The sequence below is a fragment of the Bacillus sp. FDAARGOS_527 genome, assembly GCF_003812125.1.
Taxonomy (GTDB): Bacteria; Bacillota; Bacilli; order Bacillales; family Bacillaceae_G; genus Bacillus_A; species Bacillus_A paranthracis.
Map to the genome: position 1 here is coordinate 3476440 of NZ_CP033795.1, position 26104 is coordinate 3502543.

Below are 26104 nucleotides of genomic sequence, written 5' to 3' on the forward strand. Positions count from 1 at the left end.
ACACTACTATCTGTTTATTTTGAAACAGATTTAACGTACTCTTGTACAAATGCTAAAGCTTCCTCAACTTGCGCTGGGTTTTTACCGCCCGCTTGTGCCATATCAGGACGGCCACCACCGCCACCGCCACAACGAGAAGCTACTTCTTTCACAAGTTTACCAGCATGGTAACCTTGGCTAATTAAATCTTTCGTTACGCCAGCTAAGATGTTTACTTTGTCATCATTTACAGACGCTAATACGACAACCGCAGATTCTAATTTATTCTTCAGATCATCCATCATCGTACGTAAGTTATTCATATCTGCAACATTTACTTTCGCTGCTAATACGTTCACGCCATCAACTGTCATTACAGAATCCGTTAAGTTTCCAGCTTCGATATTGCTTAATTTCGCAGCAAGAGATTCATTTTCTTTTTGCAATTGTTTCACTTCAGCAAATAGACCATCAACTCTTGTTAAAATGTCTTTTGGATTTGTTTTCATTTTTCCAGCTGCTTCTTTTAATAAACCTACTTGATCGTTCATTAATTCATAAGCAGACTTACCAGTTACTGCTTCAATACGACGAGTTCCTGCACCGATACCAGACTCAGCAACGATTTTGAAAATACCGATAGAAGCTGTATTATCAACGTGACAACCACCACAAAGCTCTAAGCTGTAATCGCCAACTTGTACAACGCGTACAACATCACCGTATTTTTCACCGAATAATGCCATTGCGCCCATTTCTTTCGCTTCTTCAATTGCTTTTTGAGAAATCTCAACATCAATACTTTCCCAAATTTTCTCGTTTACGATACGCTCAATTTTTTCTAATTCGTCAGCTTGTACTTGACCAAAGTGAGAGAAGTCAAAGCGTAGACGTTCAGAAGTTACAAGAGAACCTGCTTGGTTAACGTGTGTTCCAAGTACGTCTTTTAATGCTTGGTGTAGTAAGTGAGTTGCTGTATGGTTCTTCACAACGCTACTACGGTTTTTCGTATCGATAATAGCTTTTACAGCCGCATCTTTCGTTAATGTACCTTCTTCAACTACAACTTTGTGCAAGTTTTGGCCGTTTGGTGCTTTTTGTACGTCTTTTACAAGAACTTTCACGCCATCAGCAAGAAGATAACCACGGTCTGCAATTTGTCCACCGCTCTCAGCATAGAATGGTGTTACATCAAGCATTAATTGTCCTTCTTCACCAACTTGTAAGCTGTCTGTGTATTCACCGTTTTTCACAAGTGCAACAACATTACTTTCTGTTGCAACTGTACCGTAACCAACGAACTCGCTCGCTACTTTCACTTCTCCAAGGACACCGCCTTGAACTTGCATAGAATCAACATCTTGACGAGCAGCACGTGCGCGCTCACGTTGTTTTTCCATTTCATTTTCAAAACCTTCATGATCAACAGTCATACCAGCTTCTTCTGCATATTCTTCTGTTAATTCAATTGGGAAACCGTATGTGTCATATAGACGGAACGCATCTACTCCAGAAATAACCGTTGTTTTTTCTTCTTTAGCTTTTGCGATAACTTCAGCTAAAATTGCTTCACCATCATGAAGTGTTTCGTGGAAACGCTCTTCTTCATTTTTCACAACTTTTGCAATGAAATCTTTCTTTTCAAGTACTTCTGGATAGAAGTCTTTCATTACTTCTCCAACAACCGGTACTAATTCAAACATGAATGGACGGTTGATGTTTAATTTCTTCGAATAACGAACCGCACGGCGTAATAAACGACGTAATACATAACCACGGCCTTCGTTAGATGGAAGAGCACCGTCACCAACAGCGAATGTTACTGTACGGATATGGTCAGCAATTACTTTAAACGCCATATCTTTTTCTAAGTCACCATTACGATATTTCTCACCAGAGATTGTTTCTGTTGCACCAATCATTGGCATGAATAAGTCTGTGTCAAAGTTTGTAGGCACATCTTGAACGATAGATGTCATACGCTCTAGACCCATCCCTGTATCGATGTTTTTCTTAGGAAGTGGTGTATATGAACCGTCTGGATTATGGTTAAATTGAGAGAATACAAGGTTCCATACTTCTAAGTAACGCTCATTTTCTCCGCCTGGATATAATTCTGGGTCACTAAAGTCATTACCGTAAGCTTCTCCACGGTCATAGAAAATCTCTGTATTCGGTCCACTTGGTCCTTCACCGATATCCCAGAAGTTTTCTTCTAAGCGGATGATGCGCTCTTTTGGAACGCCCATTTTCTCATTCCAAATTGTGAATGCTTCTTCATCTTCTGGATGGATTGTAACGGATAGTAATTCTTTATCGAATCCGATCCATTTGTCGCTCGTTAAGAATTCCCAAGCCCATGTAATTGCTTCTTCTTTGAAGTAATCACCGATTGAGAAGTTTCCTAACATTTCAAAGAATGTATGGTGACGAGCTGTTTTCCCTACGTTTTCAATATCGTTTGTACGAATTGATTTTTGAGCATTTGTAATACGTGGATTTTGCGGGATTACACGTCCATCAAAATATTTTTTTAATGTTGCTACACCACTGTTAATCCATAGAAGAGATGGATCTTCATGTGGAACTAGTGATGCACTAGGTTCTACTGCATGTCCTTTTTCTTGGAAAAAGTCTAAAAACATTTGACGAATTTGTGCGCCTGTTAGTTGTTTCATTGTATTTTCCTCCTTAAATATAAAAAACTCCCGCCCCTATAAAAGGGACGAGAGTTAACTCGCGATACCACCCTAATTATGAATTGATTGCTATACGAATCAATTCATCACCTCATGGTGCCGTAACGTGGCAAGACGGCAGTGATTAGCTGCTCTCAGGATTAGCTTTCTGTTACCCTTCATTTAAAGCTTCTTTCAGCCATATGGAAGCTTCTCTCTATAAATGGACTGTAACGTACTTGTTCCGTCATTGATTTAATGTATTATATGACTAAATATAATAGAATTCTCTTAAGTTTGTCAATGTAGATAATCATTTATATTATATCAATTACTTATTAATCATAACTATTCTACTATTCATTTTTAACAGCCATTTCATATATTATGCATGTATTAATAAATTGTACTACCCCTAAATTTTTTTCTGAATATTTTATTTTTGTTATAATTAAATTATCAATAATAAAGGAGCGATTATAATGACAACCTTATTGGATAAAGCTAAAAATATGTTAACGACTGACGAAACAATACTATTTTACACAGCATGTTCACTAGATATATTTATTTATCGTTCCGTCGCAAGGCCGGGATTGTTAATTTTAACGAACAAACGCCTCTTCTTTTATGGACCAGATGTAAGTAAGAACCCATTATTTGAAGAGTACTCTTTCGCGAAAATTTCTAATTTAAAAGAACAACAGCGACTTTTCAGCAATCAAATTGTATTTATGTATGATAATGAATGGAAAAAAATAAAACATATTCAAACAAATGATGTAAGCTCTCTCGTTCAAAAAATAAACGAACAACTCTCTAAATAATGATAAGCCCTCTACTTTTATAAGTAGAGGGCCTTCCTATTACACATCTTCTTTTTTCCAAAGAGGCCTTACATGAACAATCACTGTACGAATGACCGCTAAAACAGGAACTGATATTAATAACCCTACAATTCCTGCCACTTCTCCCCCAACTAGTAGTGCAAGCATAATAACGACAGGATGCATGCGAAGCGACTTACCAACGATATAAGGGGATAAAATGTTACTTTCTACGAATTGCAAAATAGCAATCGTAATCCCCGCTTTAATGAGTAAACTTGTTGATACCGTTGCTGCAATCATCAACGCTGGAATCGCTCCTAAAATAGGGCCAAAGTATGGGATTATATCTGTTATCCCGATGATGATGCCAAGTAATAATGGATATTTCATACCGATAAACCAAAAAGAAAGAACCGATACTCCTCCTAATACTAAACAAACGAATAACTGTCCGCGAATATAACTTCCAAGTGATTTATCTATTTCTTTCGCCAGTATTTGCCCCGTACTACGCCACTTACTCGGGACTAGTTTCCAAAAAATATGATAAAATTCGCCGTAATCTTTTAATATGTAAAATACAATGAACGGAATCAAGAAAATAATGAGTAACGAATCCAGTACACCACGAGCTGTGCTCATCACTTTATTTAAAAGCGCTTGTATCTTCGTCTCTACTCCAATAAAAATTTGTTTCACCTTTTCATGAATAAATGATGGAAAATTCGCTGTTTGTTCTGTAACACCATCCATCCAAGAATCATACATTTTTGTAAACTGCGGGAATTGTTCATTGATTTCTTGTAATTGCTTAATCACAACCGGCGTTCCTTTATAAATTCCATAACCAATTCCGCCAAAGAAAAGGATGTAAATGAGCAAAATAGCGAGTGTGCGCGGCATCCCTTCCTTATGAATTTTTTCAATTAAAGGATGCAATAAATACGCAATGAAACATGCAATAAGAAACGGTGTAATGGCCACTTTACATACAAAAATAATCGGTGCCCATAGCGGCTTAATTTTTAAAAAGACGAGCAAACAAAGAAAAACAAGTAACAATAACCCTAAACGATATATCCAAATGATTTTAAGATTCTTCACACGAAAAACCTCCTCCACCTTTATTTTGAAAATAAATAGGGTAGGTTATGTGCAAAAGTTTTAAAATCTTTTCGTGCAGACCATACTGTTTTGTAAAGATGTACATATACATAACATAACAAGGACAACCACCCCTAAGAATGCAGCATGAAACATTATAATCAGGAGGGCTCATAATGGTTTTATTTATGCTCATATTATCTGCACTTTTTATGATTCTTGAATGGATTTGTATCGGGTTTGGTATTTGGAAAGGCTTCTTTATTCGTTCCTCACGAAAAGAAAAAGCGAAGCAATTATTTCATTACGGAATGCTTGGCGTTGGATGTTACGGCCTATCTTATCTCTTCTCTGAAATTGGACTTTTATATTTGCATACAAGTGCATAAAAAAACTCCCTTATCATGAAGGGAGTTTTTTACGCTTATAAATAAGATTTAATCATCTTACGTGCTTTTTTCATATTACGTTTTGAAAATACATCTTGTTTGCGAGCATATTGATATGCTGCCGCTCCAACACCTAATGCGATTAATGAATTGCGTAGATTCAAAGTAAATCCCCCTTTTCGTTATCCGATCGTTCTTTCATTCTCATCAAATAAATCATCAAGAGAGCTTAGTGAACCATCTTCTTCTACTTGATGCGTATGGATTTTCCCCTTTGAAACCGATAATTCGATATAACAATTCCAGCAATAAAATTGGTTGACACCTATTTTTCCAATGTCTTTTCCTTTGCAATTTGGACAAATAAACATATGGCGTTCATCTCCTTACAGTCTCCCGGATTCTATTCGCCATTATGTCCAAACTGCATTCATTTATACATTGCTGGATCCTTTCAACGTTATACGTTTGAAAGTTTCACTATATAATTTCACCTTGTTACATGAAATCATACGGTGAAATGTTTTCCACGTCCATTTCTTCGCCGTTAACCGTTACCATCTGTACTTCTCCTTGTGATTCTTGCAATCGACTAGCTAAAGTCGTTTGACGCATTGCATCATCAAGGCGATTTACACCAGACTGGAAAGCAGCTTCCTCCCCGCAAATAATAAGGAACTTCTTACTTCTTGTAATACCAGTATAAATTAAATTACGACGTAACATACGATTATAACTTTTTACTATCGGCATAATCACAATCGGAAATTCACTACCTTGTGATTTATGAATCGAACAGCAATAGGCATGTGTAATTTGATTTAAATCTGGTTTTGTATATGTTACCTCAATTCCATCAAATGAAACGATAATCATATCTTGTTGCTCAACGTTCTCTTTCGCATAAAACACCGAAACAATTTCGCCGATATCACCATTAAACACTTGGCTCTCCGGCTGATTAACAAGTTGCAAGACTTTATCGCCTCTTCGGTATACAACATCACCGTAAGCAATTTCTTTACTCTTTTCCCTTTTCGGATTAAACACTTCTTGCAACGCTTCGTTTAGTACATTAATACCCGCCGGTCCACGATACATCGGGGCTAATACTTGTACATCTCTTGCGCTAAACCCTTTTGTCTTCGCATTCTCACAAACCTTCTTAACAACCTCAACAATTTGAGCTCCTGTACAACCGATAAATGAACGATCTTTTTGGTTTTGCGCTAAATCTGGTGGGAGCGTTCCATTTTTTATCGCATGGGCAAGTTGAATTACTGATGAACCTTCCGCTTGACGATAAATCTCAGTAAGCTTTACTGTTGGAACTGCACCTGCATTCAATAAATCTTTTAATACTTGTCCAGGTCCTACAGATGGTAATTGATCTTCATCGCCTACAACGATAACTTGAATGTTAGTCGGCAATGACTTAAACAGCTGATTTGCAAGCCAAATATCAACCATTGAAAATTCATCAATAATGAGTAATTTCCCTTGTACCGGATCTGTTTCATTCCGCTGGAAAGACCCTTCTGGCGTCCAGCCAAGTAAACGGTGAATTGTACAAGCTGGAAGCCCTGTTGATTCACTCATTCGCTTCGCTGCCCTTCCTGTTGGAGCCGTTAATAATATCGGAAATGGATTATCATCACTGTATTCATTCGGATTTAACGATAGCCCGTGAAGTGACGCATACATTTCAACAATTCCTTTAATAACTGTTGTTTTTCCTGTTCCTGGTCCACCTGTCAATAACATCATCGGTTTATGAAGTGCCGTTTGAATTGCTTCTTGCTGAAACGGTGCATATTGTACGTTCAGTTGTTCTTCAATTTCACCTAATGTTTTTAACACTTCTGCCTCTGGAAATGAAGGTGTTTCTTCTTGATTCATAAGCCTGCGAATGGACTTTACAACACCTTTTTCAGAGTAGAATAACGTTGCTAAATACACTCGCTCTTCTTCTATGATGACTTTCCCTTCACTTTGCATCGTTTCAATACAACCTACAATATCTTCCTCAGTCACTCTTCCTTCTTGATTGTTTAAAAGTGACATCGTTTCTCTTACAAGTTGGTCTTTCCTCATATAAACGTGACCAAGTTGTAATGAGACATTCTCTAACGTGTAAAAACATCCTGCGCGTACACGGTCGTCGTGATTACCCGATATCCCTAACGCACGCCCGATATCATCCGCTCTTCCAAAACCAATTCCGTCCACTTCTTCAATAAGTTGGTACGGGTTATTACGAATTACTTCTAATGTCATCTCTTTATATTGCTGATAAATCTTAATAGAAAGCTTCGTTCCAAAACCGTAGCCATTTAAAAAGCTCATTACTTTCTCTAGCCCTTGATGTTCAACAATTGTCTCATAAATTTCTTGTGCTTTTTGCTTGTTGACAACACCATTTAAAGCCTCAGGATCATCCATAATTTTAGAAATAGCATGTTCCCCCAGATGGTCCACAATTTTTTCAGCTGTACGCTTTCCTATCCCTTTAAATAAATCACTCGCTAAATATTGCACCATACCGGCTTTCGTTTGCGGCAATTCTTTCTTAAACGTTTCAACTAAATATTGTTTCCCATACTTTGGATGGTCTTTAAAATGACCTGTCAACGTAAACACTTCATCTTCATGCATGCGGGGAAAATGACCGTTTATCATCACTTTTTTTTCGTCGTACGTTTCATTCGTTTCAATGACTTTCATACTGACAACGGAATAGAGGTTTTCTTCGTTGTGGAAAATGGTATGAAGAACTTGCGCTTTTATAAACTTTTTCTCTTCCTCAAACAAATCCATTGCATGTTGATTTCCCATCTTTCCTCTCCTTTCCGGTTTCGTTTCACTTTAATGAGCAGTACATCCCCCACCTATTTAGATGAGGGATAACTACCCATTAAACTACATTTTCCTTATTCAGCTTCTTGCTCTAATAAACGAACACCATTACCCGCTAAAAAGTGATCCGGCTGAATTTCAGTTGCTTTCTTAAATAAAGCGAGAGCCTTCTCATTTTTTTCCTCAAATACGTAGGCAACACCTAAATTATAATACGCATCTGCATGCTCTTCATCCATTTCTAATACCTTTTCAAAATAAGGTTTCGCCTCTTGAATATGTTCTAGTCGTGCAAAGCAAAGTCCGCACTGGAACAAAGCTTCTACATCGTTTTCGTCTAATTCTGTTGCTCTTTGTAAAAACGGCAGTGCAAGACGATCATTTCCAAGTTGCACATGTGTAATACCTAACATAAACGTTACATCAGCTGATTGTAATCCAGCTTGCATCGCTTGTTCAAATACAGCTTTCGCCTCTGCAAATTGCTCTTGACCGTAATATACGTTTCCTAATCCATAATACGCAGCCGCTGATTTATCATCTAACTCTAATGCACGTTTATAAAATAAAATTGCTCTCTCACTGTCACCTAGTACATCTAATAAGTTCGCAAAATTAATATATCCAAGCGCATCTTTCGGATTTTCTTCGATTGCTTCTGTGAAATTTTTAGCAGCTTCTTCCCAGTTTCCTTCTTGCATATATTGAATACCTGTTTCAAGTTTGTTTGACATGTCCTTCACCTCTACAACAAATTATAACAAAGAATGTATTTTCCAAGCGAACGAAAATTCGCCTTATGTAAAAGAAACCTCTAACCGCGAATCGGCAGAGGCTTCTCTTTTATCCTAAATAATCCAATTTCTTACCGCTACGGTACACTTCATCAATTGTAGCACCGCCTAAGCACTCATCTCCATCATAGAAAACAACTGCTTGTCCTGGTGTAATTGCACGAATTGGCTCGTCACAAAGAATACGAACTGTATTTTCATCAACGATTTGAACCGTTACTTTATTGTCTTCTTGACGATAACGGAATTTCGCTGTGCACTTAAATTCTTTTTCTTTCGCTTCATTACTTACCCAGCCAACATTCGTAGCAATAACTTCATCGCCATATAGAAGTTCGTTATGGAATCCTTGATCAACATATAAAATGTTTTCTTTCAAGTTTTTCCCAACAGCAAACCACGGATCACCGTTACCACCAATACCAAGGCCATGACGTTGTCCAATTGTATAGTACATTAAACCGTCATGCTTGCCTTTCACTTCGCCAGATAATGTTTGCATCACACCTGGTTGTGCTGGTAAATAGTTACTTAAGAAATCTTTAAAGTTACGCTCACCAATGAAGCAAATACCAGTACTATCTTTCTTCGCCGCTGTCGCTAAACCAGCTTCTTTCGCCATTTCACGAATTTGTGGTTTCTTCAGTTCCCCCAGCGGGAACATTGTTTTTGATAATTGCTCTTGGCTTAATTGATTTAAGAAATACGTTTGGTCTTTATTGTCATCAACGCCGCGAAGCATTTTATATTCGCCGTCCATATAAGCAACGCGTGCATAATGACCTGTCGCTACATAATCAGCACCAAGCGCTATTGCATGCTCTAAAAATGCTTTAAATTTAATTTCTTTATTACACATTACATCTGGGTTTGGTGTACGACCAGCTCGGTATTCATCTAAGAAGTACGTAAATACTTTATCCCAGTATTGTTTTTCAAAGTTTACTGCATAATACGGAATACCAATTTGGTTACACACTTCGATTACATCATTGTAATCTTCTGTTGCTGTGCAGACACCATTCTCATCTGTATCATCCCAGTTTTTCATAAAAATTCCGATTACATCATAACCTTGCTCTTTTAATAAAAGAGCCGCTACAGATGAATCGACGCCACCGGACATCCCGATGACAACGCGTGTTTCGTGAGGTAGTTTGTTCATCATGTCACCTCCCATGCTAATTTTGTGTTAATCGCTTCACGATTTTCACTGTTTCGTACGCCGCTTTCTCAACTTGCTCTTTCGTATTTCCAAGTCCGAAACTAAAGCGTACGGATGAACGTATTTGATCGGAGTCTTTTCCGAACATCGCCACTAATACATGTGATGGATCAATTGAACCAGCTGTACAAGCCGAACCACTTGATACTGCAATGCCAGCTAAGTCTAAGTTCACAAGAAACGGTTCAATGTTCATTCCTGTAAAACTAATATTAAGCACATGTGGTAAGCGATATTCTAAGTTTCCGTTTACCTCGAAAGTAATGTCTTCATTTTTGAAGACAGATACCATTATATCTTTAAACTCTTCATATTGGGCATTTTTTTGCTCACGAGTTTTTTCAGCTAGCAAAATTGCATGATGCAACCCAACGATACTCGGCACATTTTCAGTACCAGCACGGCGTTTTCTTTCTTGCTCCCCGCCTATTAATAACGGTTCAAATTTCACATTTGCACCAGCGTATAAGAACCCGACACCTTTTGGCCCGTTAATTTTATGAGCTGAAATTGATAATAAATCAATACCAAACTCTTTCACATTAATTTCTACTAAACCGTAAGCTTGTACCGCATCTGTATGGAAATAAGCTTGATGCTCTTTTAGCAGCTTACCTATTTCCGCAATTGGTTGCATCGTCCCAACTTCATTATTCCCAAACATAATAGATACAAGAATTGTCTCTTCTGTTAATGCCTTCTGTATGTCAGAAACTTGAACTCGTCCTGTTTCATCAACAGGTAAATATGTCACTTCAAATCCTTCACGCTCTAACAATTCACACGTATGCAAAATTGCATGATGTTCAATTTGTGTCGTTATAATATGGTTACCTTTATGACGGTTCGCACGCGCTACACCGATAAGCGCTAAATTATCAGCTTCCGTACCACCGCTCGTAAATATAATTTCATTCGGATTCGCATGAATGCTACGTGCACATGCGCGTCTCGCCTCATCTACTGCATGGCGCGTTTGACGTCCATAAAAGTGAATACTAGACGGGTTTCCGAATGTTTCTGTCATATATGGAATCATCTTTTCGACCACTTCTGGGTGAGTCGGAGATGTCGCAGCATGATCTAAGTAAATGCGTTCCATTAAATCTCCTTCTTTCCAAATCGTTTCACAAGGAATTAAATGTAAAACATATAGCCCCCGTGATTTTCTTCCTCATAACGTACTAAATCTTCTAACGTTGTACTATCTAACACTTCTTGCACCGCATCACGAACACGCATCCATAATTGGCGTTGTGCTGGTTCTTCTTCTTCTATCATTTCTACAACACTAATCGGACCCTCTAATACACGGATTACATCTCCAGCTGTAATGTTAGCCGGCTGATCTGATAGTACATATCCGCCATATGCCCCGCGTGTACTCTTTACTAGACGCGCGTTACGAAGTGGTGAAATTAATTGCTCTAAGTAATGTTCCGATAAATCATGTGCCTGCGCAATTGATTTTAAGGAAATTGGACCTTCACCAAACTTTTTTGCAAGATCGATCATAATTGTTAAGCCGTAGCGGCCTTTTGTTGAAATCTTCATCTATTTTGCACCTCTTTTCAAATTTTCACTTCTATTGGTTATATCTTATTTGTAAAAGAACACAATTTAAAATCCTATGAAATTATAGCATAATATAGTATTATAAGAAATTTCAACTTGTGTATCAAAATGATAACATAAAATCACATTGAAAAACTCGGAAATTATTACAATTGAAAGAAAAATGAAAATATTCACATTCATTTTTCCCACAAAACAGCATCCTATTTCAAATTCCACTAAAAAAAATGATACGATAGAAAGAGATTATACATTAAGGGAGACGGTAAAAATGAAACAACCACTCGCACATCGAATGCGCCCTACAAATATTCAAGAAATTATCGGACAACAACATTTAGTTGGTGAAGGAAAAATTTTATGGCGAATGGTCCAAGCAAATCATTTTCAATCTATGATTTTATATGGTCCTCCAGGCACTGGAAAAACATCCATCGCGAGCGCAATTGCAGGAAGTACCGGAACCCCTTTTCGCCTATTAAACGCTGTTACTCATAATAAAAAAGATATGGAAGTTGTCGTACAAGAGGCAAAAATGCATCGACACCTCGTTTTAATTTTAGATGAAGTACACCGTCTAGATAAAGCAAAACAGGATTTTCTATTACCTCATTTAGAAAGTGGACTCCTTACCTTAATTGGTGCGACGACGAGTAATCCGTTCCATGCTATTAATTCTGCTATTCGAAGTCGGTGTCAAATCTTCGAATTACACGCATTAACAGAAGATGATCTTTTAATTGGCTTAAAACGAGCACTTGAAGATAAAGAAAAAGGTCTTGGGGAATATGATGTAACTGTTACGCCTGAAGCATTACATCACTTCGCAAATGCATCAGGCGGAGATATGCGTTCCGCTTATAATGCACTGGAACTAGCTGTTTTATCTAGCTTTACAACTGATGACAAAGCTGCGGAAATTACGCTGGAAATCGCCGAAGAATGCTTACAAAAAAAGAGCTTCGTTCATGACAAAGGCGGAGATGCTCATTATGACGTATTATCGGCATTTCAAAAATCGGTGCGCGGAAGTGATGTAAATGCAGCACTTCACTATTTAGCACGTCTTATTGAAGCTGGTGACCTACAAAGCATCGGTAGACGTCTTCTTATTATGGCATATGAAGATATTGGACTTGCTAGCCCGCAAGCTGGACCGCGTACGCTAGCAGCTATAGAATCAGCGGAACGAGTTGGATTCCCAGAAGCACGCATACCACTTGCAAATGCCGTTATTGAGCTTTGCCTATCACCAAAATCAAACTCAGCTTATAAAGCACTTGACGCTGCCTTACACGATTTACGTAACGGGCAAACAGGTGACATCCCAAGTCATTTAAAAGATAGTCATTACAAAGGCGCAGAGGCACTTGGAAGAGGCATTGGCTACTTATATCCACACGACCATCCAAATGGTTGGGTACCGCAACAATACTTACCTGATAAAATAAAAAACAAACAATATTATAAACCGAAAATGACAGGGAAATTTGAACAAGCACTTTCTACTGTATATGAAAGATTACAAAGTTCGAATAAAACGAAAAATAAAGGGTAACATAAGCGAAAACGTCACCATTATGGAGGCTTCGCTTATGAAAACACGTCAAGATGCATGGACAAAAGAAGACGATCTCCTTTTAGCAGAAACTGTTTTACGACATATTCGCAGCGGCAGTACACAAATAAAAGCATTCGATGAAGTCGGCGATGCTTTAAACCGCACTTCCGCAGCTTGCGGTTTTAGATGGAATGCTGAAGTAAGACCGAATTATGAAGATGCGGTGCAGCTTGCGAAAAAACAACGTAAAGAATTAAAGCGTTCTGAAGCTAAAATAGAAAAAGATCAGTTCACAAAAACGAAACAACTCGTAATCGATGCTGAGTTTTCAGAAGATATTGTACCAAGTAAACAAGAACTTACAATGCAAAATGTCATCTCGTTTTTGCAAAACTTAGAGCACAATAATCCTTCACTCGCAAAGTTACAAACTGAAAATGAAGTATTACAAACTCAGCTCACTTCCTTGCAAAAAACGAATGATGAGCTTGAAACTAAATTAGCCGCACTCACAAAAAAACAACAAGCAATCGAAGAAGATTACGCAATGCTCGTTAGAATTATGGACCGTGCTCGAAAACTTGTTTCAGTTGAAGAACAAGAAGAACAAATCGCTCCCATTTTTAAGACAGATCAAAATGGTAATTTAGATATTATTTATTCTGCAGAGAATTAAAAAAGATGTCACCTAGCCCAATTTTCCGGCTAAGTGACATCCTTTTTTTGTCTCTTCGGTGGATAACATATTGGTAAATGAAATTATATCGACGATTTTTCGAATATATCTATCATAACTTACAATATATCAACGATTTTTTAATTATATCGACTATTCGACAAGGAATATCGATTTACCGACAAATATTTACAAAATAAGCAAACCCGCTATACAAAGAACTCCCTGAATCAACTGGATATTTTTTACTTAAATGTTACTATAAACATATACGATTGAAAGGAGCTGATTGCCATTTCATTAGTAGCCTTCAAAATAACACTCGGTATTCTCGTTCTAACGTTAGGCCTTTTTACCATTCACAGTTTAAAAAAGACCTCAGGTTATAAATCAGACAAATATGATTATTACTTACTGACCTTGCTTGCATTTGAACTAGTAGCAATGCAAATCCCCCTATTTCTTTAGCACATCTAAAAAAGCATATATCCAAAAATGGATATATGCTTTCACTTTATTCTTGCCCTACACGTTTCACTTCTACATTTTTAATGCGTTCACGTACAACGTGACTTGCCATAATTAAGCCTGCCACAGATGGTACGAATGCATTTGATGAAGGTGGTAATTTCGCTTTACGAATTTTTGCATTTTCGTCTGGTACGATTTCTTTACGTACTTCTTCACGAATTACGATTGGATTTTCGTCAGAGAAGACAACTTTTACACCTTTTTTAATGCCCTCTTTACGAAGCTTCGTACGAATGACTTTCGCAATTGGATCTGTATGTGTTTTAGAGATGTCCGCAATACGGAAACGAGTTGGGTCCATTTTATTTGCTGCACCCATACTTGAGATAATTTTAATTTTACGACGTAAACATTGTTTAATTAAATGAATTTTGAACGTAATCGTATCAGATGCATCCACTACAAAGTCTAAACCGTACTTAAAGAACTCTTCATATGTTTCATCTGTGTAAAACATTTCTAGTCCAATTACTTCACACTCTGGGTTAATGTCTGCAATACGCTCTTTCATTAATTCTACTTTTGAACGTCCTACAGTAGATACTAAAGCGTGAATTTGACGGTTTACGTTTGTAATATCTACAACATCTTTATCTACTAATACGAGACGCCCAACTCCAGAACGTGCTAACGCTTCAGCTGCAAAAGAACCTACGCCGCCAATTCCTAAAATACCGACTGTACTATTTTTTAATATTTCAAGTCCTTCTTTACCGAAGGCTAATTCATTACGTGAAAATTGATGTAACATTCAGCTCTACACTCCTATTACAAAAATGGTCTACCATGTATTCTAGCGTTTTTCCGACTATTTGTATAGAAAAAGTTATAGAATTCCTAAAAATACATATTTCAAAAATAAAAACATAGTGTAAACCGGGATTTTATTTCTTCCTAAATACACGTTTAAAAAGGAGGATTTAGAGAACCGAGCAGATCGAGGCGCTGAAGCCAGGAGGAGCACAGTGTAGCGTTACTACTCGAGCACCGGACTGGCGAAGCAACGATGAGATGCGACAGTTATCTGAACCGGACTTTTTAAACTCCCTTCCAATACACGTTTAAAAAGGAGGATTCAGAGGGCCGAGCAGATCGAGGCGCTGAAGCCAGGAGGAGCACAGTGTAGCGTTACTACTCGAGCACCGGACTGGCGAAGCAACGATGAGATGCGACAGTTATCTGAACCGGACTTTTTAAACTTCCTTCCAATACACGTTTAAAAAGGAGGATTCAGAGGGCCGAGCAGATCGAGGCGCTGAAGCCAGGAGGAGCACAGTGTAGCGTTACTACTCGAGCACCGGACTGGCGAAGCAACGATGAGATGCGACAGTTATCTGAACCGGACTTTTTAAACAACCTCTCAAAAAAAGCCTAGATGGTATTAGTATAACCATCTAGACCCTATTCTTACTTCTCTTCTTTTAAGCTTAATTTTAAGTTTAACTCTTCAAGCTGTGCTTCTGCAACTGGGCTTGGAGCTTCTGTTAATAAGCAGCTTGCGCTTGCTGTTTTCGGGAATGCAATTGTATCACGAAGGTTCGTACGACCTGCAAGTAACATAACAAGACGGTCTAAACCTAATGCAATACCGCCGTGTGGTGGCGTACCGTATTCGAATGCTTCTAATAAGAATCCGAATTGCTCTTGTGCTTCTTCTTGTGAGAATCCAAGCGCTTTGAACATTTTTTCTTGTACGTCACGCTCGTAAATACGAAGTGATCCACCACCAAGCTCATAACCGTTTAATACAAGGTCATATGCTTGCGCACGTGCTTTTTCTGGTGCTGTTTCTAATAGCTCAACATCTTCACGGAATGGCATTGTGAATGGGTGGTGAGCTGCGAAGTAACGATCTGCATCTTCATCGTACTCAAGAAGCGGCCAATCCGTTACCCATAGGAAGTTAAATTTACTTTCGTCAATTAACTCAAGCTCTTTACCTAGACGTAAACGAAGTGCACCTAAGCTATCTGCAACAACGCTCTTCTTATCTGCTACGAATAGTAATAAGTCACCAGCAGTAGCTTCTAATGTATTCATTAACACGTTTGCATCTTCTTCACCGAAGAATTTCGCGATCGGTCCTTTTAAGCCGTCTTCTTCCACTTTAAGCCAAGCTAAACCTTTTGCACCGTATACTTTTACGAATTCAGTTAATGCATCGATGTCTTTACGAGAGTATTTGCTCGCAGCACCTTTTGCATTAATTGCTTTTACTTGTCCGCCGCTTTCTACAGCACTTGTAAATACTTTAAATCCACAACCTGCTGCAAACTCAGATAAGTCTGTTAGTTCCATTTCAAAGCGTGTATCTGGCTTATCAGAACCGTAACGAGCCATTGCATCAGCGTAAGTCATACGAGGGAATGGTGCACTAATCTCTACACCTTTCGCATCCTTCATAACTTTCGTCATCATGCGCTCCATCATATCTAAAATTTCTTCTTGTGTTAAGAATGAAGCTTCAATATCGATTTGCGTAAATTCTGGTTGACGGTCTGCACGTAAATCTTCATCACGGAAACAGCGTGCTACTTGATAGTAACGTTCAAATCCGCCGACCATAAGAAGCTGTTTAAATAGCTGTGGAGATTGTGGTAATGCATAGAATTCACCATCATGTACACGACTTGGTACTAAATAATCACGAGCTCCTTCTGGCGTGCTCTTCGTTAAAATTGGTGTTTCCACTTCTAAGAATTCTTCTGTGTCTAAGAAGTTACGAATTGTTTTTGTTACGTCATGACGCATTTTGAATGTGTTGAACATTACAGGACGACGTAAGTCTAAATAACGATATTTTAAACGCACATCTTCTGATGCATCTGTATCATCAGCAATAATGATTGGCGTTGTTTTCGCTGCATTTAATACATTTACTTTCGTTGCTTGTACTTCAATACGACCCGTTGCCATATTGTCATTAATTGCGCCTTCACCACGCTCAACAACTGTACCTTCTACGTGTAGTACGTATTCGCTACGAATTGTTTCTGCTACTTCTAGCGCCTCTTTTGATGTTTCTGGGTTAAATACAACTTGTACGATACCTGTACGGTCACGTAAGTCGATAAAGATTAATCCACCTAAATCACGGCGTTTTTGTACCCAACCTTTTAATTGAACTGTTTGTCCAACTGCTTCTACTGTTACTTTTCCACATGCATGCGTTCTTTCAGCCACTGTAAGTTCCCCCTATATTAATTTCTCTGCTACGTATGAAGCAAATACATCTAATGCTACTTCTTCTTGTTCGCCTGTTGCCATATCTTTTAAGTTGATGATACCTTTATCTAACTCATCTTCCCCTAATACAGCTACAAATTTCGCTTTTAGACGATCTGCTGATTTAAATTGTGCTTTCATTTTGCGATCTAAATAATCTTTTTCAACTGATAATCCAGCTTTACGAAGATCAAACGCAACTTTTGCAGCATGGTCTTTTGCTTTTTCACCAAGCGCTACAACGTAACAATCAATGCTATGTTCGATTGGCAATTCAATGTTTTCAGCTTTTAGTGCCATAATTAAACGTTCAATACTCATCGCAAAACCGATACCTGGCATTTCTGGTCCACCGATTTCTTGTACAAGTCCGTTGTAACGTCCACCACCGCTTAATGTAGTAATAGCACCGAAACCTTCTGCCTCACTCATAATTTCAAATACAGTGTGTTGGTAGTAGTCTAAACCACGTACTAAGTTCGGATCTTTTTCAAATGGAACATCCATCATCGTTAATAGTTCTTGAACTTTTTCGTAGTATACTGCTGAATCTTCGTTTAAGTATTCTGTAATAGATGGTGCTGTTCCCATTAATTCATGGTTACGGTCCTTCTTACAATCTAAAATACGAAGAGGGTTCTTTTCTAAACGAGATTGACAGTCAGAACAGAATTCGCCGATACGTGGCTCAAAGTGTGCGATTAATGCATCACGGTGTGCTTGACGGCTTGCTGCATCACCTAAGCTGTTTAATACAACTTTAATATTTTTTAAGCCCATGCCGCGGTAAAACTCTACAGCAAGTGCAATGACTTCTGCATCAATTGCAGGATCGTTACTACCGATTGCTTCAATACCGAATTGTACGAATTGACGATAGCGACCTGCTTGCGGTCTTTCGTAACGGAACATTTGACCGATATAATATAATTTCGTTGGTTGCGTTGCGTCACCGAACATTTTATTTTCAACGTAAGAACGTACAACAGGTGCAGTACCTTCTGGACGTAATGTTAAACTACGCTCTCCACGATCTTGGAATGAGTACATTTCTTTTTGTACGATATCTGTCGTATCACCAACACCACGTAAAAATAGCTCAGTGTGTTCAAAAATTGGTGTACGAATTTCTTTGTAATTGTAACGACGGCAAATTTCGCGTGCTTGCCCTTCGATATACTGCCATAACTCAACAGTACCTGGAAGAATATCTTGCGTTCCGCGTGGGATTTGAATAGACATATTCAGTTCCTCCTCAAATTGTTTTAATCTTAATAAAAATAAAAAAACTCCCGCCTCTACTGTTTGAACAGTAGGGACGAGAGTATTATACCCGTGGTGCCACCCTAATTGAAGCACGTATGCTTCCACTTTTTTTAATAACGCTTAAATGTGCGTTCATCCCTACTAAGCGTATACGCCGTTCAAGTTGAAACCTCTAGAGTGTCATTCAATCAGTCATCATGTAGAAATGTTTTCAGCCTAAGACATTTCTTCTCTTTCCATGTGTGTCTCATTTACTCTTCTCTATCAAAGGTTATATTCATATGTAAATATAAAATTACTATACGTTTGTTCAGTAGGATTGTCAAGTGCTCTAAGAGCGTTCAATCTGCTTCTTTAGACGCTTTACATCTTGAAGAGAAATCCCAAACTCAGAAGCAAGCTCCATCGAAGTATTGTTTTGCTCTTTTGAAATAAAATCATGAAAATTTACGTTAAACAGTTGATTTGCACCATTTGTAACAGAATGCCCTTTTTCATTCATACGCATACGTATATCCCTCACATTCAATATGGATGTTTTACTTTTTATTGTTCCATATTGATTAGAGAGTTATACATAAACGAAAAAGCTATTGACTCAAAATAAACATTAGTATTGGATTTATAACAATGAGCTAGTCCACTTGCTAGCATATGATGCTTCAAATAATATAACGATACCTACCCCAATTACGAGAATTTCTAACATTACATGTAATACAACTTGCGCGGCCATTTCTTCTATAGGAAGTAAAGCATACATTAAATTACTTCTACACTCTGATTCAATATACGGACCAATGCCTCTGGATTAGTTTCCATTACCCAATGCCCACCAACTTCAATAGAAAAAACCTCCCATTTTCTATCTCTTGCTTTTTTTGCTGATTCTAAAAAGATAGACGTCATTGGCCAATGTTCTGGATTATCCTTTACTTCTACGTATATATGCGGTATACATTGTGCTTTAGAGTTTTTTATTTCAACCGATTGTGTAAAAGCCAACAATGGCATCGCTGATTTTCTTTCATCTATTGTATTTCTAGGAAGAACACGCCATCCCTCCCCGTATACTTTTACTTCTTCTATAAAATGCGCGGCCATTTCCGGTCCAGAAATATCCATAACAGAATCACCATCTTCCGGAAGCATTGCATCCACGTATACTAGCTCCTTAATGAACTCGGGAATCACTTCTGCCACCCCTGTAATTACCATACCAGAATAACTATGTCCTACCAAAATTACATCTTTTAGACCCTGATATTTAATAGTATTAACAATGTCTTGAATAAATGTCTTCAACCCTATATTAGGTTGCATAAGATGTGTTCGTTCCCCAAGTCCAGTTAATGTAGGAGTATATACACTATGACCCTCTTCCCTTAAAAGTTCAGCTAGTTTTTTCCAAACATAACCGCCATCCCATGCTCCATGAACGAGTACAAATGTTTCCATAAGTTTTACCTCCCATAATCCCCCGATTATATCGTTTATTTTCTTAACTATCATAACAATAATTAACAAAATATACCATTAAAAACCATAAAAGAAGAGAGGGGCTCATCCCCTCTCTTCTTGCAACACTATTTACTTTCCACAATTAAGGTAACCGGACCATCATTGATTAAAGAAACATCCATCATTGCTCCGAACTTCCCTGTTTCTACATGCAATCCTTGCTTACGTACTTCTTCATTAAAGAAATCATATAAACGCTCTGCATAGTCAGGTTTAGCTGCATCCATAAAGTTTGGACGTCTTCCCTTGCGGCAATCTCCGTATAATGTGAATTGCGAAATGGATAGAACTTGTCCTTCTACATCAAGTACAGAATGGTTCATCTTTCCGCTCTCATCTTCAAAAATACGTAAGTTCGCAATTTTTTCTGCAATGTAAGTTGCATCTTTTTCTGTATCTTCATGCGTAATGCCAACTAGTAATGTTAAACCGAACGGAATTTGTCCTACGATCTCACCGTCTACTGTGACAGACGCTTCTTTTGATCGTTGTAAAACAACTCTCATCTTTTCTACACTCCCTATTAATGCATCATGCGTCGTACTGCATAAATTTCTGGAACACGTTTAATGCGTTCTACTACTTTTTTCAAGTGCTGTAAGTTACGAATAGAGATTGACATATTAATTGTTGCCATCTTATTACGGTCACTTCTACCAGAAACTGCTGAAATGTACGTTTTCGTCTCTGTAACAGCTTGTAATACTTCGTTTAATAAACCACGGCGATCGTAACCTGAAATTTCAATATCAACGTTATACTCAATTTCTTTTTCAGGGCTACCTTCCCACTCTACTTCTAATAAACGTTCTATAGCTTCTTCTGTATGAACATTTACACAGTCACGGCGGTGAATCGATACGCCTCGGCCTTTCGTAATATACCCAACGATATCATCACCAGGTACTGGGTTACAGCATTTTGATAAACGAATTAATAAATTATCTGCACCACTTACTTTAACGCCAGAATCCCATTTTCGAATTTTCATCGGTTTACGAACTTCTTTAACTTCAACAATCTCTTCTTCTTCACGTTGCTTACGGAACTTGTCCGTTAGTCGCGTAACAATTTGCGATGCAGTGATACCATTATATCCAACTGCCGCAAACATATCTTCTTCATTTGCAAAGTTGAATTTTTCAGCAACTCGTTTTAAATTGTCAGGCGCTAACACTTCTTTCATCTCATACTCTAGGCTACGCACTTCTTTCTCAACAAGTTCACGGCCTTTTTCAATATTTTCATCTCTACGTTGTTTCTTAAAGAACTGACGTATTTTGTTTTTTGCATGAGATGTTTGAGCAAGTTTCACCCAATCTTGACTTGGTCCATACGAATGTTTCGATGTTAAAATCTCAATGATGTCACCTGTTTTTAATTTATAGTCAAGTGTCACCATTTTCCCGTTTACTTTTGCACCAATTGTTTTATTCCCAATCTCTGAATGCACACGATATGCAAAGTCAATTGGAACAGATCCAAGTGGTAATTCCATTACATCGCCTTTCGGTGTAAAGACGAATACCATGTCAGAGAATAAATCAATTTTTAACGACTCCATAAACTCTTCTGCATTAGAAGCTTCATTTTGCCATTCTAATATTTGACGGAACCATGTAAGTTTCTTCTCTAATGTACCTGTTGTTTCTGCTGTTTTTCCTTCTTTATACGCCCAGTGTGCCGCGATCCCGAATTCTGCAATCTCATGCATTTCTTTCGTACGAATTTGCACTTCAAGCGGATCACCTTTCGGTCCAATTACAGTCGTATGAAGAGATTGGTATAGATTTGCTTTCGGCATTGCAATATAATCTTTAAAACGACCTGGCATCGGCTTCCAGCACGTATGAATAATTCCAAGTACTGCATAACAATCTTTAATACTATTTACAACGACACGTACAGCTAATAAATCGTAAATTTCATTGAACTGTTTATTTTGCAGTGCCATTTTACGATAAATACTGTAAATATGTTTTGGTCTTCCAGAAATTTCAGGTTGAATTGCAACTTCGTCTAATTTCTCACGAATACCAGTCATTACTTCGTCTAAATACTCTTCACGTTCTGCACGTTTACGCTTCATTAAATTTACAATACGATAATATTGCTGTGGATTTAAGTAGCGAAGTGACGTATCCTCTAGCTCCCATTTAATAGTACTAATTCCGAGTCTATGTGCTAAAGGCGCAAAGATTTCTAACGTTTCATTCGCAATGCGACGCTGCTTCTCTTGAGGCAAATGTTTCAATGTACGCATGTTATGAAGACGATCAGCTAGTTTAATTAAAATAACTCGAATATCTTGAGCCATTGCAATAAACATTTTGCGATGGTTTTCTGCTTGTTGTTGCTCATGAGATTTATATTTAATCTTTCCAAGCTTTGTCACACCATCAACAAGCATAGCAATTTCTTTATTAAATTCCCGTTCAATATCTTCTAATGTAATCTCTGTATCTTCTACTACATCATGTAAGAAACCTGCTGATACTGTAGCTGGATCCATGTGTAAATCAACTAAAATACCTGCAACTTGAATTGGATGAATAATGTATGGTTCACCCGATTTTCTGTATTGTTCGCTATGCGCATCGCGTGCATATTCATAGGCACGTGCTACTAGCTCAATATCTTCATCCACTAAATATTGACTTGCTTTCTCGAGTACCTGTTCAGCTGTTAGTACCTGCTCATTTGCCATCGAATCACCTTTTATTGAAAATTGACTTTATCTTTATTAAATAGAATAAATTATATTCTATCATTATAACCCAATGATTGTGAATTGTGAAAAGGAAAAGATTTTACTGACATTTCACTATAATTTTTGGTTCAATTATACAAAAGTACCCGCTCCTCTCCAAGAGATTCACGGGTACTTTTTATCACCGTAGTTCTACCTATATAGTGATTAGTATTTTTCTAATACTAATACATCGTAACCATCTAACATTTTACGACCATCTAAGTAAGTAAGTTCTACTAAGAATGCAATTCCTGCTACAACTCCGCCTAGCTCTTCAACTAACTTAATTGTCGCTTCAATTGTTCCACCTGTAGCTAATAAGTCATCTGTAATTAATACGCGTTGACCTGGTTTAATTGCATCTTTATGGATTGTTAAAACATCTTTACCATATTCTTTACCGTAGTCAACTGTAATTACTTCACGTGGTAATTTTCCTAATTTACGAACTGGCGCAAATCCTACTTCTAATGCGTAAGAAACTGGGCAACCAATAATAAAGCCACGAGCTTCTGGACCTACTACAAGGTCGATGTCTCTCTCTTTTGCATACTCAACGATTGCATCTGTTGCTGCTTTGTATGCTTTACCGTCGTTCATTAACGGTGTAATGTCTTTAAACACAATACCTTCTTTTGGATAGTCCGGTACAATTGCGATATGTTGCTTGAAATCCATATTTCTGAATCCTCCTCAGATCTAAAAGGTTTGTAAATACAAATCCTTTACCCTAACTGTTCTACTTCTTTATGATTACGAATCGTTTCAAACCATGTATATAGTTGCTGATATGTGCTATAAACCAATTCTTTTTCTAATTGTAAGTGGTTCATTTTCTCACGATATGTGTTCGATTCAATTAAATCACGCTTTTGTTTTTTGTCTGCCATAAAAATGACGCCATCTTTTATTGTAACAAATTCTAACTCAAAAAACACCTGTGTCATGAAATTTACTGTATCTTTTGACCAACCTTTATGTTGACATAGTTGTTCTCCATATTGTCTTAAAGAAAATGGTGATTTTTGGCTCAAGAATGAATAGTACCATTTAAAGTGATCCCTCGTTGGAACAGTACTAAATAAATGATTATTCTCTTGATAAAATAGCGTATAAATTCGCGACGGGAACCCAACTTTAAATAGATCTCGTAATTCATCTGTTCCTTTTGGTAAATCAAGTAACACGATGTATTGCTCATCTAACTCGGTTACTTCTGATGCATGCATCATATGCTCTTTATAGTCTTCTAAAGAAAATTTATGCAATACCTCTTTAGAAAAATACACCATCGTGATTTTTTCTTTCGGAAGTTCTGCTAAATTTGCTTCTACGTTACGCATACTACGCCAATCAAATAATTGCCATGCCTCTACAGCAATATCTTGCACCATTAATTGCGGCTTCTTAAAATTATTCCATTCATTGATAGACGCTTCTCCTATTACAGATACTTTTGCAACTGGAGAAATTTCTTTCGCGTACGCACCAAAACCGAATCCAATTGTATCCAATGTTGCTTGTCCATCACGAAGAGACATCTTTAAATGAGAACCGTCTGATCCGATTGCACGAATACTTTCTAACTCCGCATCTTTCACTGCAATACGTGGCTTTGGATTTCCAACACCAAATGGCGCTAACTTTTGCATATCTTCAATTGCTGCAAGTGTTACGTCCTCCACTTTGCAAAAAGCATCGACAGCTGTAATTGGAATAAAATCTTCTTCCGTTAAAATTGTATCTGCCTGTTCATTTAAACGGCGGCGTAATTCATCTACATCATTCATATGTAGCGTCATTCCCGCTGCCATCGGATGTCCCCCGAAGTGTGGCAATAACTCTCTACAATCTGACAAGTTTGCAAACAAATCGAATCCTGCAATACTACGCGCTGAACCTTTTGCAGTTTCTTTTACAGGATCAATGCATAATACAATCGTTGGGCGATAAAAACGTTCAACTAATTTAGAAGCAACAATTCCAATTACACCTGGATTCCACCCTTCTTTTGCAAGCACTAATACTTTATTGTCTTCAGGCGGGAAATTATTTTCCACCTCAGCGATAGCTTCTTCTGTAATTTGCTTTACAATATCTTTTCGCAGTTTGTTCAGCTCATCAATTTCTTCAGCCAGCTCTTTCGCTTCTTCGGGATCCTCTGATAATAAAAGATGTACAGCCGGCGTAGCATCTTCTAAACGTCCAACTGCATTAATACGAGGTGCGATTGAGAAGCCAATACTCTCTTCTGTAATTTCACTTTGCGAAACGTTAGCAACTTTAAATAGCGCCTTTAGTCCAATATTTTTCGTCATGCGCATATGTTTTAAACCGCGCTTCACTAGCAATCTATTTTCACCGTGAAGTGATACTAAATCGGCTACTGTACCAATTACTGCAATTTCTAATAAATGTTCTGGTACACGGCCCAGTAGTGCATGCGCAACTTTAAACGCAACACCAACGCCCGCTAAATAGTGAAACGGATACACACCGCCATCTAATTTCGGATGAATAATCGCAAGTGCTTCTGGCAATTCTGGTGGTGGCTCATGGTGATCTGTAATAATTAGATCTATCCCAAGTTCCTTCGCTACTTTCGCTTCATGTACAGCTGCGATACCAGTATCGACAGTAATAATTAATGAGAATCCTGCGCTATGCGCCCAACGGAATGCTTCTTCGTTTGGTCCATAACCTTCTGTAAAACGGTTTGGGATATAAAATTCTACGTCTGCACCTAATTCTTGTAAGGCAAGATATAATACAGTCGTACTACTTACTCCGTCCGCATCGTAGTCACCAAATATTAATATTTGCTCTCCATTTTGAATCGCCTTATTTACACGTTCTACCGTTCTATCCATTCCTTCTAATAAAAATGGATCATGAAATTCTTGATTTTCTGTATTTAAAAAATCTAAAATCTTATCTTCTGTATCTAGTCCTCTACCGAGGAATAACGAAACGACAAGTGGTGATAATTGTAATTTACTTGCTAATTCACTCACTCGCTCGCCATTATATTCTTTTTCTTTCCAACGCGTCTTCGGTTGTAACACGAAATCACCCCTTAACCTGTTCATTATACAAGACAGATTAAGGGGTGACAATATAATGCAAACTACGATGCAATATC

Annotated in this window: 23 protein-coding genes and 2 other annotated features; of the genes, 4 read left to right on the forward strand and 19 right to left on the reverse strand. The window is 37.8% G+C overall.

Going from position 1 to position 26104, the window contains the following annotated elements:
* Positions 1 to 14 precede the first annotated feature (14 nt).
* Positions 15 to 2657, reverse strand: a complete 2643-nt coding sequence (gene alaS, locus EGX95_RS20715) for an alanine--tRNA ligase (RefSeq protein WP_000811836.1) — start codon at positions 2655 to 2657, stop codon at positions 15 to 17.
* A gap of 40 nt (positions 2658 to 2697) precedes the next feature.
* Positions 2698 to 2917 (reverse strand) — a binding site (T-box leader).
* 222 nt (positions 2918 to 3139) lie between these two features.
* Between alaS and EGX95_RS20720 the strand changes: the two genes are divergently transcribed.
* Positions 3140 to 3484, forward strand: coding sequence for a PH domain-containing protein (locus EGX95_RS20720; RefSeq protein WP_000209430.1), 345 nt, complete (start codon positions 3140 to 3142; stop codon positions 3482 to 3484).
* 39 nt (positions 3485 to 3523) lie between these two features.
* Here EGX95_RS20720 and EGX95_RS20725 read toward each other — a convergent pair whose 3' ends face one another.
* Positions 3524 to 4591: an AI-2E family transporter gene (locus EGX95_RS20725; protein ID WP_000793110.1), complete on the reverse strand. Its 1068-nt coding sequence runs from the start codon at positions 4589 to 4591 to the stop codon at positions 3524 to 3526.
* 176 nt (positions 4592 to 4767) lie between these two features.
* Between EGX95_RS20725 and EGX95_RS20730 the strand changes: the two genes are divergently transcribed.
* Positions 4768 to 4980: a hypothetical protein gene (locus EGX95_RS20730; RefSeq protein ID WP_000242543.1), complete on the forward strand. Its 213-nt coding sequence runs from the start codon at positions 4768 to 4770 to the stop codon at positions 4978 to 4980.
* 35 nt (positions 4981 to 5015) lie between these two features.
* Here EGX95_RS20730 and EGX95_RS20735 read toward each other — a convergent pair whose 3' ends face one another.
* The 7 genes from EGX95_RS20735 to cymR all read right to left on the reverse strand — a co-directional run bounded on the left by EGX95_RS20735 (position 5016) and on the right by cymR (position 11409).
* Positions 5016 to 5144: a YrzQ family protein gene (locus tag EGX95_RS20735; RefSeq protein ID WP_001053553.1), complete on the reverse strand. Its 129-nt coding sequence runs from the start codon at positions 5142 to 5144 to the stop codon at positions 5016 to 5018.
* 18 nt (positions 5145 to 5162) lie between these two features.
* Entirely contained in the window at positions 5163 to 5351 is a 189-nt protein-coding gene (locus EGX95_RS20740) for a hypothetical protein (RefSeq protein WP_000469281.1), read from the reverse strand.
* 127 nt (positions 5352 to 5478) lie between these two features.
* Positions 5479 to 7815 carry an SF1B family DNA helicase RecD2 gene (locus EGX95_RS20745; RefSeq protein WP_000528072.1) on the reverse strand — a complete coding sequence of 779 codons (2337 nt, stop codon included), beginning with the start codon at positions 7813 to 7815 and terminating at the stop codon, positions 5479 to 5481.
* Between the two features lie 95 nt (positions 7816 to 7910).
* Positions 7911 to 8570, reverse strand: coding sequence for a tetratricopeptide repeat protein (locus EGX95_RS20750; protein ID WP_000066391.1), 660 nt, complete (start codon positions 8568 to 8570; stop codon positions 7911 to 7913).
* 109 nt (positions 8571 to 8679) lie between these two features.
* The gene (mnmA, locus tag EGX95_RS20755) at positions 8680 to 9795 is read right to left on the reverse strand and encodes a tRNA 2-thiouridine(34) synthase MnmA (protein ID WP_001038006.1); all 1116 of its coding nucleotides are present in this window, start codon (positions 9793 to 9795) and stop codon (positions 8680 to 8682) included.
* A gap of 16 nt (positions 9796 to 9811) precedes the next feature.
* Positions 9812 to 10957: a cysteine desulfurase family protein gene (locus tag EGX95_RS20760; RefSeq protein ID WP_000439906.1), complete on the reverse strand. Its 1146-nt coding sequence runs from the start codon at positions 10955 to 10957 to the stop codon at positions 9812 to 9814.
* Positions 10958 to 10992: 35 nt separating this feature from the next.
* Positions 10993 to 11409, reverse strand: coding sequence for a cysteine metabolism transcriptional regulator CymR (gene cymR / locus EGX95_RS20765; RefSeq protein WP_000704116.1), 417 nt, complete (start codon positions 11407 to 11409; stop codon positions 10993 to 10995).
* Between the two features lie 292 nt (positions 11410 to 11701).
* On the opposite strand from cymR, the gene EGX95_RS20770 reads away from it, so the two are divergent.
* Positions 11702 to 12988 (forward strand): replication-associated recombination protein A, encoded by a 1287-nt coding sequence (locus EGX95_RS20770; RefSeq protein ID WP_000812930.1) that lies wholly within the window; start codon positions 11702 to 11704, stop codon positions 12986 to 12988.
* Positions 12989 to 13025: 37 nt separating this feature from the next.
* A complete protein-coding gene (locus EGX95_RS20775; RefSeq protein ID WP_000857699.1) occupies positions 13026 to 13667 on the forward strand; it encodes an RsfA family transcriptional regulator in 642 nt (213 codons plus the stop codon).
* 514 nt (positions 13668 to 14181) lie between these two features.
* Here the strand turns inward: EGX95_RS20775 and EGX95_RS20785 are convergent.
* The 10 genes from EGX95_RS20785 to recJ all read right to left on the reverse strand — a co-directional run bounded on the left by EGX95_RS20785 (position 14182) and on the right by recJ (position 26027).
* On the reverse strand, positions 14182 to 14949 hold the full coding sequence (locus EGX95_RS20785) for a tRNA threonylcarbamoyladenosine dehydratase (protein WP_000903179.1): 768 nt from the start codon (positions 14947 to 14949) through the stop codon (positions 14182 to 14184).
* A gap of 656 nt (positions 14950 to 15605) precedes the next feature.
* Positions 15606 to 17381 carry an aspartate--tRNA ligase gene (gene aspS, locus EGX95_RS20790; RefSeq protein WP_000840908.1) on the reverse strand — a complete coding sequence of 592 codons (1776 nt, stop codon included), beginning with the start codon at positions 17379 to 17381 and terminating at the stop codon, positions 15606 to 15608.
* A 12-nt stretch (positions 17382 to 17393) separates the two neighbouring features.
* Positions 17394 to 18665 carry a histidine--tRNA ligase gene (hisS, locus tag EGX95_RS20795; RefSeq protein ID WP_000027087.1) on the reverse strand — a complete coding sequence of 424 codons (1272 nt, stop codon included), beginning with the start codon at positions 18663 to 18665 and terminating at the stop codon, positions 17394 to 17396.
* 69 nt (positions 18666 to 18734) lie between these two features.
* Positions 18735 to 18966, reverse strand: a binding site (T-box leader).
* A gap of 54 nt (positions 18967 to 19020) precedes the next feature.
* Complete coding sequence (locus EGX95_RS30505; protein ID WP_001242605.1) at positions 19021 to 19197, reverse strand: hypothetical protein; 177 nt, start codon at positions 19195 to 19197, stop codon at positions 19021 to 19023.
* A 114-nt stretch (positions 19198 to 19311) separates the two neighbouring features.
* Entirely contained in the window at positions 19312 to 19452 is a 141-nt protein-coding gene (locus tag EGX95_RS30510; protein ID WP_000271105.1) for a hypothetical protein, read from the reverse strand.
* Entirely contained in the window at positions 19452 to 20147 is a 696-nt protein-coding gene (locus EGX95_RS20800) for an alpha/beta fold hydrolase (protein WP_000447391.1), read from the reverse strand. The genes EGX95_RS30510 and EGX95_RS20800 overlap by 1 nt, the downstream gene beginning before the upstream one ends.
* Before the next feature lie 128 nt (positions 20148 to 20275).
* Entirely contained in the window at positions 20276 to 20716 is a 441-nt protein-coding gene (locus tag EGX95_RS20805; RefSeq protein ID WP_001266956.1) for a D-tyrosyl-tRNA(Tyr) deacylase, read from the reverse strand.
* Between the two features lie 17 nt (positions 20717 to 20733).
* The gene (gene relA / locus EGX95_RS20810; protein WP_001262809.1) at positions 20734 to 22917 is read right to left on the reverse strand and encodes a GTP diphosphokinase; all 2184 of its coding nucleotides are present in this window, start codon (positions 22915 to 22917) and stop codon (positions 20734 to 20736) included.
* A 210-nt stretch (positions 22918 to 23127) separates the two neighbouring features.
* Positions 23128 to 23640 (reverse strand): adenine phosphoribosyltransferase, encoded by a 513-nt coding sequence (locus EGX95_RS20815; RefSeq protein WP_000346214.1) that lies wholly within the window; start codon positions 23638 to 23640, stop codon positions 23128 to 23130.
* Positions 23641 to 23687: 47 nt separating this feature from the next.
* The gene (gene recJ / locus EGX95_RS20820) at positions 23688 to 26027 is read right to left on the reverse strand and encodes a single-stranded-DNA-specific exonuclease RecJ (protein WP_000941259.1); all 2340 of its coding nucleotides are present in this window, start codon (positions 26025 to 26027) and stop codon (positions 23688 to 23690) included.
* Between the last annotated feature and the right edge of the window lie 77 nt (positions 26028 to 26104).